A 13,178-nucleotide genomic window follows, 5' to 3' on the forward strand; every position below is an offset into this window, starting at 1 on the left:
CCGCGGCCCGCGCGTGGCCGGCGCGCGAGGCCGCGCCGCGCCGCGGGGGGGGGTCGGCGTTCGGCGTCCGCGGCACCAACGCCCACGTTATCATCGCGGAGGCCCCCGCCGCCTAACCCCCGGGCCCGGCGGCGGAGGGCCCCACCTCGGACGCCGCTTCCGATGTCACCTCGGACGCCGGCCCGGACGCAGGCCGGGCCGACGACGCCCCGGCCGCGCGGCCCGTCGCCGGCCCCACGGTCTGGCCGCTGTCCGGCCGCACGGCCGCGGCGCTGCGGGCCCAGGCCGCGCGGCTGCGCGAGCGGCTCCTCGACGACCCCTCCCTCGCCGCCGACGCCGCCGGGACCGCCGACCTCGGCTGGTCCCTGGCCACCGGCCGCTCCGCCTTCGAGCACCGCGCCGTGCTCATCGGCGAGGACCGCGACCGGCTGCTCACCGCCCTGCAATCCCTCGCCACCGACGGGCCCACCGGCCCCGGCACGGTCACCGGTACCGTCACCGAGGGCCGCTTGGGCGTCGTCTTCACCGGCCAGGGCAGCCAGCGCCCGGGGATGGGCCGCGAACTGTACGAGGCGTTCCCCGTGTTCGCGGACGCGCTGGACGAGGTGTGCGTCCACTTCGACGGCTTGATAGAACGTTCGCTCCAGAGCGTGATGTTCGGTAACGACGCCGAGCTGCTCGAACAGACCGGTTACACCCAGCCCGCGCTGTTCGCGATGGAAGTGGCGCTGTTCCGGCTCGCGGAGTCCTTCGGTGTCCGGCCCGAGATCGTCGGCGGGCACTCGATCGGCGAGCTGACCGCCGCCCACGTGGCCGGGCTGTGGTCCCTGGAGGACGCCGCCCGACTCGTCGCGGCCCGCGGCCGGTTGATGCAGGCGCTGCCCCGGGGCGGCGCCATGCTCGCCGTGCAGGCCGCCGAGGCCGACGTCGCCCCGCTCCTGGAGGACGTCGCCGAGTGGGCGGGCCTCGCCGCCGTGAACGGCCCCGCCCAGGTGGTGCTCTCCGGCGACCGCGGCGTCCTGGAGGACCTCGCCGTCCAGCTCCGCGCCGAGGGCCGCAAGACCCGTTGGCTCAAGGTCAGCCACGCCTTCCACTCGCCGCTGATGGCGCCGATGCTCGACGAGTTCCGGCAGGTCGCGCGGACACTGACGTACCAGGACCCGACGCTGCCCGTCGTCTCGAACGTCACCGGCCGCCTCGCCGCCGCGGCCGAGCTGAAGGACCCCGAGTACTGGGTGCGGCACGTGCGCGAGGCCGTCCGCTTCCACGACGGCCTGGGCGCCCTCACCGGCTTCGGCGCCACCACCCTCCTCGAACTGGGCCCGGACGCGATCCTCACCGCGATGGCCCACGACACCCTCACCGACGCCGAGGCCCAGGCCGGCCTCGTCCCGGCGCTGCGCCGCGACCGGCCCGAGGCCGACACCTTCCTCACCGCGCTCGCCCGGCTGCACGTGCGCGGCGCCACCGTCGACTGGACGCCGCGGTACGCGCCCCTGGCGGAGCGCCGCCGCGTCGACCTGCCCACGTACGCCTTCCAGCACCAGCGGTACTGGCTGGACACGGTCACCCAGGGCGCCCAGGACCGGGCCGCGGGCGGCACGGGCGGCGGCGACGGCGCCGAGGACCGCTTCTGGGAGGCTGTCGAGCACGAGGACCTCGCGGAGCTCACCGGTGCCCTCGACGTCCCCGCCGACGCCCCGCTGAGCTCGGTGCTCCCCGCCCTCACGGCCTGGCGGCGCCGCAGCCGCGCCGTGTCCACCCTCGACGGGTGGCGCTACCGCGTCACCTGGAACCCGCTCCCCCCGCAGCCCGCCAACGCCCCCGCCCCGGCGGGCACCTGGGCCCTGCTGCTCCCGAGCGACCACGCCGACCGCGCAGGCCTCGGCGACCCCGCAGGCCCCGCCGACCCCGCAGGCCCCGGCGACCAGCCGTGGAGCGCCGCCGCCGAACGCGCCCTGGCCGCCGGCGGCGCCCGCGTCACCGTGGTCCGCGTCCCGGCCGCCGCCAGCACCGACCGCGCGGCCCTCACGGAGCTGCTGCGGCAGCACGAGGCGGCGCGCTGGGACGGCGCCCTGTCGCTCCTGGCCCTGCCCGGACCCGAGGGGCCCGAACCCGGTCCCGCCGACGCGGCGCAGACCGCCTACGGGACGGAGACCGCCGACGCGGCGGCAACCCCCGCGCTGCGCACGGCCGTCCTGCTCCAGGCCCTCGGCGACGCGGGCAGCACCGCCACCGTCTGGGCCGCCACCCGGGGCGCGGTCTCCACCACGTCGTCGGAGGCCGCCGCCGACCCGGCCCAGGCGGCCGTCTGGGGCCTCGGCCGCGTCGCGGCCCTCGAGTACCCGCAGACCTGGGGCGGCCTCGTCGACCTCCCCGAGACCGCCGACGCCACCGCCGTCACCGGCCTCGCCCGGCTCCTCGGCTCCCCGGACGGCGAGGACCAGGCGGCCGTACGCGGCTCCGGCGTGTACGGGCGCCGCCTGGTGCGCGCCCCGCTGGGGCAGGAGCCGCGGACGGCGTGGACGCCGAGCGGCACCACGCTCGTCACCGGCGGCACCGGCGCGCTCGGCGGGCACGTGGCCCGCTGGCTGGCCCGCGAGGGCGCCGAGCACCTGGTGCTCACCAGCCGCCGCGGGCCCGACGCGCCCGGCGCCGCCGAACTCGTCGCCGAACTGGAGGAGCTGGGCGCCCGCGTCACCCTCGCGGCCTGCGACACCGCCGACCGGGAGGCGCTGGCCCGCCTCCTCGCCACCGTCCCCGGCGACGCGCCGCTCACCGGCGTCTTCCACACCGCGGGCGTGCTCGACGACGGCGTCATCGACGGCCTCACCGAGGACCGGATGGCGGCCGTCTTCCGCGCGAAGGTGACCGCGGCCCGCCACCTCGACGAGCTGACGTCCGGCCTCGACCTGTCGGCGTTCGTGCTGTTCGCCTCCTTCGCCGGTGTCGCCGGCGGCTCGGGCCAGGGCACGTACGCCGCCGCCAACGCGGCCCTGGACGCCCTCGCCGAGACCCGGCGCTCCTCGGGGCGCGTGGCGACGTCGATCGCCTGGGGCCCGTGGGGCGGCGGCGGCATGGCCGCCGAAGGCGCCGCGGCCGAGCGCCTGCGCCACGGCGTGATGCCGCCCATGGACCCGGACCTCGCGATCACCGCCCTGCACCAGGCCCTCGGCCACGACCAGACGCTCACCGCCGTCGTGGACATCGACTGGGCTCAGTACGCGCCCGGCTTCACCGCGACCCGGCCCAGCCGCCTCTTCACGGACATCCCCGAGGCCCGGGCGGCCCTCGCCGCGCCCACGGACCAGGGCGCCGCCACGGGCCCCGCCCCCGCGAACGCGTTCGCCGACCGCCTCGCCGCGCTCGCGCCCGAGGACCGCGAGGCGGCCCTCCTGGACCTGGTGCGCCGCCAGGCCGCCGACGTCCTCGGCTACCCGGGCGTGGACGACATCCAGGTGACCCGCGCCTTCCGCGAGCTGGGCTTCGACTCGCTCACCGCGGTCGAGCTGCGCAATCTGCTCGGCGCGGCCACCGGCCTCAAGCTGCCCACCACGCTGGTCTTCGACCACCCCACCCCGGCCGCGCTCACCACCCACCTGCGCACCGAACTGTTCGGCGCCACCACCGACGGCACCGACGACGGCACCGGGGCCGGGGCGCAGGCCGCCCTGCCCGCCCCCACGACCGGCGCCACCACCGACGAACCCCTCGCCGTCATCGGCATGAGCTGCCGCTTCCCCGGCGGCGTCACCGGCCCCGAGGACCTGTGGCGCCTGGTCGCCGAGGGCGTCGACGCGATCGACGGCTTCCCCGCCGACCGCGGCTGGGACACCGGCGCGCTCTACGACGCCGACGCCGGACAGACCGGCACGTCGTACGTCCGCGAAGGCGGGTTCCTGTACGACGCCGGGCAGTTCGACGCCAAGTTCTTCGGCGTGAACCCGCGCGAGGCCCTGGCCATGGACCCGCAGCAGCGGCTCCTCCTGGAGACCGCGTGGGAGGCCTTCGAACGCGCCGGGATCGACCCGGCGGGCCTGGGCGGCAGCCGGATCGGCGTGTTCGCGGGCACCAACGGCCAGGACTACACCGCCGGCATCGACCACGTCCCCGACGAGGTCGAGGGCTACCTCGGCATCGGCAACGCCGCCAGCGTCGCCTCCGGCCGCATCTCCTACACCTTCGGCCTCGAAGGCCCCGCCGTCACCGTCGACACGGCCTGCTCGTCGTCGCTGGTCGCGCTGCACCTGGCCGCGCAGGCGCTGCGGCAGGGCGAGTGCACCATGGCCCTGGCGGGCGGCGTCTCGGTGATGTCGACCCCGGCCACCTTCGTGGAGTTCAGCCGCCAGCGCGGCCTGGCCACCGACGGCCGCTGCAAGGCGTTCGCCGAGGCGGCCGACGGCACCGGCTGGGGCGAGGGCGTGGGCCTGCTGCTCGTCGAGCGGCTGTCGGACGCCCGCCGCAACGGCCACAAGGTCCTGGCCGTGATCCGGGGTTCGGCCGTCAACCAGGACGGCGCCAGCAACGGCCTCACCGCCCCCAACGGCCCCTCCCAGCAGCGCGTCATCCAGGCCGCCCTCGCCAACGCGGGCCTCACCCCGGCCGACGTCGACGCCGTCGAGGCCCACGGCACCGGGACGACCCTGGGCGACCCCATCGAGGCCCAGGCGCTGCTCGCCACGTACGGCAAGGAGCGCCCGGCCGAGCGGCCCCTGTGGCTCGGGTCCATCAAGTCCAACATCGGCCATACGCAGGCCGCCGCCGGTGTCGCCGGTGTCATCAAGATGGTCATGGCCATGCGCCACGGCGTCCTGCCCAAGACGCTGCACGTCGACGCCCCGACCTCGGAGGTGGACTGGTCGGCGGGCGCCGTCGAACTCCTCACCGACGGACGGGACTGGCCCGAGCACGGCGACGGCACCCCCCGCCGCGCGGGCGTCTCGGCCTTCGGCGTCAGCGGGACGAACGCCCACGTCATCGTGGAACAGGCCCCGGTCGACGAGCCCGTGCGCACCGGCCGGGCCGCCGCCGACGGCGGCGAGCCGCCCCTGGCCGTGGTGCCGCTGGCGCTGTCGGGCAAGTCCCCCGAGGCGCTGCGCGCCCAGGCCGAGCGCGTGCTGGCCCGGCTGCGCGCCGACGCCGCGCTCGCACCGGCCGACCTGGGCTGGTCGCTGGCCGTGACCCGGTCGCGGTTCGAGCACCGCGGCGTCGCCCTCGGCCGGGACCGGGGCGAACTCCTCACCGCCCTCCAGGCGCTGGCCGCCGGGGCGCCCGCCGCCCCGTACTCCGTGTCCGGCCGCGCGCACAGCGGCCCCGTCCGGCCCCTGTACGTCTTCCCGGGCCGGGGCACGCCGTGGACGACGGCGGTCCGCGAACTCCTCGACGGCTCCCCGGTGTTCGCCGCCCGGATGCGCGAGTGCGCCGACGCGCTCGGCGAGTTCGTGGACTGGGACCTCTTCGAGGTGCTGCACGACGACACCGCCGCGGCGGCACACGGCGAGGCCGACGAGCTGGACACCGCCACCGTCGCCGCCGCGGCGGCGACGGACGGCGACGGCGCCGGGCGGGCCGATGTGGCCCGGCCCGCCCTGTTCGCGGTGTCGGTCTCCCTGGCCGCCCTCTGGCAGGCCACCGGCGTGGCACCCGCGGCCGTCGCCGGGCACGGCGCCGGTGAGGTCGCCGCCGCGTGCGTGGCCGGCGCCCTCTCCCTGCGGGACGCGGCCCGGCTCGTGACCCTGGGGCGGGCCGCCGACACCGGTGCCGCGCTCGTCCCCGTGGTGCCGCGCCCGGACGGCGTACCGCTGTACTCCGCCCTCGCCGGGGCGTGGCTCGACGACGCCGCCCTCGCGGACGCCGGGCACTGGCAGCGCGCCCTGCGGCACGACGCCCCCTTCGAGGAGGCCGCCGGCGGGCTGTTGGCCGCGGGGCACCGGCTCGTCGTCGAGGTCGGCCCGCACGCGGTGCACCTCGACGCGCTGCGCGCCGCCGCCGAGGCCGACGGCGGCACCACGGCCGTGCTCGGCTCCCCGCCCCGCGGCGAGGGCGGCGCGCGCGAGCTGGCGGCCGCCGTCGCCGAGGCCCACGTCCACGGCGTGGAACTGGACTGGCGGGCGCTGTTCCCCGGCGCCGCCACCGTCGACCTGCCCACGTACGCCTTCCAGCACGAGCACTTCTGGCTCGTCGACGGCCGCGCGCCCGCCGGGGCCGCACAGCCCGCGGCGGACGAGACCGACGCCCGCTTCTGGGAGGCCGTCGAGCGCGAGGACCTGGAGGAGCTGGCCGCCGAGCTGGAGGTGACCGAGGAGTCCGCCACCGGTCTCGGCGCCGTCCTGCCCGTCCTGTCGTCGTGGCGGCGGCAGCGGCGCGAGCGGTCCACCCTCGAAGGCTGGCGCTACCACGTCACCTGGAAGCCGCTCACGGGCGGCCTCCCGGCCCCGGACCTCACCGGCCGCTGGCTGGTCGTCGTCCCTGAGGAGGCCGCCGCGCACCCGTGGACGTCCGGCGTCACGCAGGCGCTGACCTCCGCCGGAGCCGAAGCCATCGAACTACGCCTGGCGACAGGTGAGTTGACCGTGGGCGCCCTCGCCGGGCGGCTGCGCGAACTCACGGGGGACCCCGGCCTCGCCGGTGTCGTCTCCCTCCTCGCCCTCGACGAGACACCCCTCGCGGACCACCCGGCCGTCCCCGCCGGGCTCGCGGGCACCGTCGCCCTCGTCCGCGCCCTGGCGGACACCGGCACCACGGCACGCCTGTGGGCGGTGACCCAGGGCGCCGTCACCACCGGCCGCAGCGACCGCCCGGCGGGAGCCGCCCAGGCCCTCCTGTGGGGCCTCGGCCGCGTCGCCGCGCTGGAGCACCCCGACCTCTGGGGCGGCCTGATCGACCTGCCGGGGAGCGTCGACGCGCGGGCCCGCGCCCGGCTCGCCACCGCCCTGACCGGCATCCCCGCCGAGGCGGGCACCGGTGTCGAGGACCAGCTCGCCGTGCGCGGCCCGGGCCTCTTCGGCCGCCGCCTCGCCCACGCCCCGCGGCCCGCGCGGCCGACGGGGGAGTGGACGCCGCGCGGCACCGCGCTGATCACCGGCGGCACCGGCGCCCTCGGTGCCCACGTGGCCCGCTGGCTCGCCCGCGAGGGCACCGAGCACCTGGTGCTCACCGGCCGCCGCGGCCTCGACGCGCCCGGCGCCGCCGCGCTCAAGGCGGAGCTGGAGGAGGCGGGGGCCACGGTCACCGTCGCCGCCTGCGACGTGGCGGACCGGGACGCGCTCCGGCGCCTGCTCGACGAACTGGCCGCCGCGGGCCGCACCCCGCGCGCCGTCTTCCACGCCGCCGGGGTCAGCCCGGCTCTCGCCCTCGCCGACACCACCCCCGCGGACCTCGCCGAGGCGCTGGCCGCCAAGGCCGCGGGCGCCGCCCACCTCGACGAACTCCTCGGCGACACCGACCTGGACGCCTTCGTCCTGTTCTCCTCCATCGCCGCCGTCTGGGGCAGCGGCGGGCAGGCCGGGTACGCCGCCGCCAACACCTTCCTCGACGCGCTCGCCGCCGACCGCCGCGCCCGCGGCCTGATCGCGACCTCCGTCGCCTGGGGCGCCTGGGGCGGCAGCGGCATGGCGGCCACCGCCGAGGCCGAGGAGCACCTGCGCCGCCGCGGCGTACGGCTCCTCGACCCGGACCTGGCCGTCGGGGCGCTCGCCCAGGCCCTCGCCACGGGCGAGACGTGCGTGACCGTGGCCGACGTGGACTGGGAGCGGTTCGCGCCCGCGTTCACCGCCGCCCGGCCCAGCGCGCTCCTCGGCGGGCTGCCCGAGCTGCGCCCCGAGCCGCGCCGGACGGCCGCCGCCCCGGCGGGCGAGGGCGCGCCCGACTCCGCGTGGGCGGCCCGGCTCGCCAGCCACCCGGAGGCCGAGCGGCGGCGCCTCGTCCTCGACCTCGTGCGCACCGAGGCGGCCGCCGCGCTCGGCTACGCGGGCGCCGAGGCCGTCGAACCCGCCCGCGCCTTCCGCGAGCTGGGCTTCGACTCGCTCACCGCGGTCGAGCTGCGCAACCGGCTCACCGCCGCCACCGAGGTGCAGCTGCCCGCGACGGCCGTCTTCGACCACCCCTCGCCCGAGGCCCTCGCCCGCCACCTGCTGGCGGAGGTCACCGGCGCCCCGGCCGCGACGGCGGCCCCGGCCCCGGCGGCGGGGCCCGCCGACGTCGCCGACGATCCCGTCGCCATCGTCTCCATGAGCTGCCGCTTCCCCGGCGGCGCCGCCACCCCCGAAGCGCTGTGGCAGCTCCTGGCCGACGGCACCGACGCCGTCTCCGTCTTCCCCGCCGACCGCGGCTGGGACCTCGACGGCGCCGCCCGCTACCGGCCCGAGGGCGGCTTCGTGCACGACGCCACCCAGTTCGACGCCGGCCTCTTCGGCATCTCCCCGCGCGAGGCCCTGGCCATGGACCCGCAGCAGCGGCTCCTCCTGGAGACCTCCTGGGAGCTGTTCGAACGCATCGGCATCGCGCCCCGGTCCCTGCGGGGTACGTCGACCGGCGTGTTCGTCGGCTCCGGCTATCAGGGGTACGCGTCCGGGCTCGACAGCGTGCCCGACGGCGTCGAGGGGCACCTGATGACCGGCACGTCCGGCAGCGTCATCTCCGGCCGCCTCGCCTACTCCTTCGGCCTGGAGGGCCCGGCGGTCACCGTCGACACGGCGTGCTCCTCGTCGCTGGTCGCGCTGCACCTGGCGGCGCAGGCGCTGCGCCAGGGCGAGTGCGACCTGGCCCTCGCGGGCGGTGTCACCGTGATGGCGACCGCGGGCGCCTTCGACGAGTTCAGCCGCCAGGGCGGCCTCGCGGGCGACGGCCGCTGCAAGCCGTACGCGGACGCCGCCGACGGCACCGGCTGGGGCGAGGGCGCGGGCCTGCTGCTCCTGGAGCGCCTGTCCGACGCCCGCCGCAACGGCCACGAAGTCCTCGCCGTGGTCCGGGGATCTGCCGTCAACCAGGACGGCGCAAGCAACGGCCTCACCGCCCCCAACGGGCCGTCCCAGCAGCGCGTCATCACCCAGGCCCTCGCCAACGCCCGCCTCGCCCCCGAGCAGATCGACGCCGTCGAGGGCCACGGCACCGGCACCGCGCTCGGCGACCCCATCGAGGCCCAGGCGCTCCTCGCCACCTACGGCCAGGACCGGCCCGCCGACCGGCCGCTGCTGCTCGGCTCGGTCAAGTCCAACATCGGGCACACCCAGGCCGCCGCCGGTGTCGCCGGGGTCATCAAGATGGTCCTCGCCATGCGCCACGGCGTCCTGCCCAAGACCCTGCACATCGACCGGCCCAGCACCCACGTGGACTGGTCCGCCGGAGCTGTCGAACTCCTCACCGAGACCCGCGCCTGGCCCGACCGGGACGGCGCGCCGCGCCGCGCGGGCGTGTCGTCGTTCGGCGTCAGCGGCACCAACGCGCACGTCGTCGTGGAGCAGGCCCCCCGCCGCGGCAAGCCCGCCCCGGCCGAGGTGGCGCCCGGCCCCGAGGCCGCCCCGGCGGCCGCCGTGCCGTGGCAGGTCTCGGCCCGCGGCGCCGACGCCCTGCGCGCGCAGGCCGCGCGGCTGCGCGAGCGGCTCCTCGCCGACCCCGCCCTGGCTGCCGACGCCGCCGGACTCGCCGACGTGGGCTGGTCCCTGGCCACCGGCCGCTCGCTCCTGGAGCACCGGGCCGTGGTCCTCGGCCGCGACCGCGAGGCCTTCCTCGCCGGGCTCGACGCGGTCGCGTCCGGCGGGCCGGGCGCGGTGACCGGCACGGTCGTCGAGGGCCGCCTCGCCGCCGTGTTCACCGGCCAGGGCAGCCAGCGCCCCGGCATGGGCCGCGAACTGTACGAGGCGTTCCCCGTGTTCGCCGACGCGCTGGACGAGGTGTGCGCCCATGTCGACGGCTTGATAGAACGTTCGCTCCAGAGCGTGATGTTCGGTACCGACGCCGAGCTGCTCGAACAGACCGGTTACACCCAGCCCGCGCTGTTCGCCATGGAAGTGGCGCTGTTCCGGCTCGCGGAGTCCTTCGGCGTCCGGCCCGAGATCGTCGGCGGGCACTCCGTCGGTGAGCTGACCGCCGCGTACGTCGCCGGGCTGTGGTCCCTGGAGGACGCCGCACGGCTCGTCGTGGCCCGCGGCCACCTGATGCAGGCCCTGCCCGAGGGCGGCGCCATGCTCGCCGTGCAGGCCACGGAGGCCGACGTCCTGCCGCTCCTCACGGAGGCGGACGTCACGGACCGCGTCGGTCTCGCCGCCGTCAACGGCCCCACGCAGGTGGTGCTGTCCGGCGACCGGGCCGCCCTCGAAGGCCTGGAGGCGACGCTGCGTGGCCAGGAGCGCAAGACGCGGTGGCTGAAGGTGTCGCACGCCTTCCACTCACCGCTCATGGCCCCCGTCCTGGACGACTTCCGCACGGTCGCGGAGAGCCTGGCGTACCAGGAGCCGCTCCTGCCCGTCGTGTCGAACCTGACCGGACGGCTCGCGGCCCCCGGCGAACTCACCGACCCCGGCTACTGGGTACGGCACGTACGCGAGGCCGTCCGCTTCCACGACGGCCTGCGCACCCTCGCCGACCAGGGCGCCGCGACCGTCCTCGAACTGGGCCCCGACGCGGTCCTGACCGCGATGGCGCACGACACCCTCACCGAACCGGCCGCGCAGGCCGGGCTGATCGCCGCCGTCCGCAAGGGCCGCCCCGAGCCCGACACCTTCCTCACCGCCCTCGCCGCGGCCCAGGTGCGGGGCGCCGACGTCGACTGGACGCCGCTGTACGCGCCCGTCGCCTCCCGGCGCCGCGTCGACCTGCCGACGTACGCCTTCCAGCACGAGCACTACTGGCTGCAGGCCGCCGCGGACCAGGCGGGGACGGGCTCCGGCACGGCGGACGAGGTGGAGTCGCGGTTCTGGGAGACCGTGGAGAGCGAGGACCTGGCCGAGCTCGCCAAGACCCTGTCCGTGCCCGACGACGCGCCGCTCACCGAGGTGCTGCCCGCGCTCACGGCCTGGCGCAGGCAGCGGCGCGAGAGCTCCGCGCTCGACCGGTGGATCTACCGCGAGTCGTGGACGCCCCTCGCCGAGACGGACACCGGGGAGCCCTCGGGCACCTGGCTCGTCGTCGTCCCCGAAGGCCCCGAAGGCCCCGAGGGATCCGAGGGGTCCGAGGATCCCGACGGCCCCGGCGGCCGTACGGACACCCCGTGGAGCGCGGCCGTCGCCACGCTCCTCACCGAGCGCGGCGCGGGCCACGTCACCGTGCGGGTGCCCGCGCACACCACCGGCCGGGACGCCCTCGTCGGCCTGCTGCGCGCGGCCGTCGCCGACGCGGCGAAGGACATCACCGGCGTCCTCTCCCTGCTCGCCACCGCCGACCCGGCCGGGACCGGGGGCCACGCCACCACGCCGGCCAACGCCACCCCGGCGGAGGTCGCCCTCACCCTGGCGCTGATCCAGGCCCTGGGCGACACCGGCGTCGACGCGCCCCTGTGGTGCGCCACCCGCGACGCCGTCACCGTCGGCCGCGAGGGGCCGACCGTGCCCGGGCGGACGGCCCTGTGGGGCCTGGGCCGCGTCGCGGCCCTGGAGCACCCCGAGCGCTGGGGCGGCCTCGTCGACCTGCCCGCCGCGGCGGACACGGCGGCCGTCACCCGCCTCGCCCGCCTGCTGGGCGGCGCCTGGGCCGGCGAGGACCAGGTCGCCGTCCGCGGCTCCGGCGCCTTCGGACGCCGTGTCGTACGGGCCCCCCTCAACGGTGGCGACGGCGACGGCGACACCCTGGCGTGGACGCCGCGCGGCACCGTCCTGGTGACCGGCGGCACCGGCGCCCTCGGCACCCACCTGGCGCGCTGGCTGGCCCGCGAGGGCGCCGAGCACCTGGTGCTCACCAGCCGCCGCGGCCCCGACGCCCCCGGCGCGGCGGAACTCCGCGCCGAACTGGAGGAGTACGGCGTCCGCGTCACCGTGGCGGCCTGCGACGCGGCCGACCGCGACGCCCTGGCGGACGTCCTCGGCGCGATCCCCGACGAGACGCCGCTGACCGCGGTATTCCACGCCGCGGGCGTCCTCGACGACGGCGTCCTCGACGCGCTGACGGCCGACCGGCTCGCCACCGTCTTCCGCGCCAAGGCCCGCGCGGCCCGCAACCTCGACGAGCTGACGGCCGGGCACGACCTGTCGGCGTTCGTGCTCTTCTCGTCCTTCGCGGGCGTCGCGGGCGGCGCCGGACAGGGCAGCTACGCCGCCGCCAACGCCTACCTCGACGGCCTCGCACACGCCCGCCGGGCCCGGGGCCTGACCGCCACCTCCGTGGCCTGGGGCCCCTGGGCGGGCAGCGGCATGGCCGCCGAAGGCGCCGCCGCCGAGCGGCTGCGCGGCGGCATGCTCCCGCCGCTCGCGCCGGACCAGGCGATCACCGCCCTCCAGCGGCTGCTCGCCCACGACCGCACCGCCGCCCTCGTCGCCGACATCGACTGGCCGCAGTACGCGCCCGCGTTCACCGCGGTCCGCCCGAGCCGCCTGTACGCCGAACTGCCGGAGGTACGGGCCCTGGCCGCCGACGGCGGCTCCGCCGCGGGGCCCGCCGCCGGGCAGGGCCCCGCCCTGACCGAGCGGCTCGCGTCCCTGGCACGGCCCGAGCAGGAGCGGCTGCTGCTCGACCTCGTCCGCGAGCAGGTCGCCGTCGTCCTCGGCTACAGCGGCGCGGCGGCCGTCGAACCCGCCCGCGCCTTCCGCGAGCTGGGCTTCGACTCCCTCACCGCGGTCGAGCTGCGCAACCGCGTCAACGCCCTCACCGGCCTGGTCCTGCCCGCCACGGTGGTCTTCGACCATCCGACGCCCACGGCCCTGGCCGACTGCCTGCGCACCGAACTCGCCCCCGACGCCGCCGACCCGGCCACGCTGCTGCTCGGCGACCTGGAGCGGCTCGAAGGCAGCCTCGCCGCCGCCGGGACGGCCGACGGGATCACCCGGACCAAGGTGGCGGTCCGGCTCCAGGCCGCGCTCGACCGCTGGAAGAACGGCGACTCCCGGCAGCCCGGGAGCGCCGCCCCGGACGGCGACGGCGACGCCGGCGACATCCGCGACCGGCTCGCCGCCGCGGACGACGACGAGATGCTCGCCTTCATCAAGAAGCAGCTCGGCCGGGAGTGAGGGAACGAGAAATGGACAACTGAC

At 77.7% G+C, this 13,178-nt stretch carries 1 protein-coding gene; it reads left to right on the plus strand.

Annotated elements, in window-relative coordinates:
• Positions 1 to 401 precede the first annotated feature (401 nt).
• A complete protein-coding gene (locus QK440_RS17030) occupies positions 402 to 13,154 on the plus strand; it encodes a type I polyketide synthase (RefSeq protein WP_282793955.1) in 12,753 nt (4,250 codons plus the stop codon).
• Positions 13,155 to 13,178 lie beyond the last annotated feature (24 nt).

It is taken from the genome of Streptomyces sp. CC224B (assembly GCF_030010595.1).
Taxonomy (GTDB): Bacteria; Actinomycetota; Actinomycetes; order Streptomycetales; family Streptomycetaceae; genus Streptomyces; species Streptomyces longispororuber.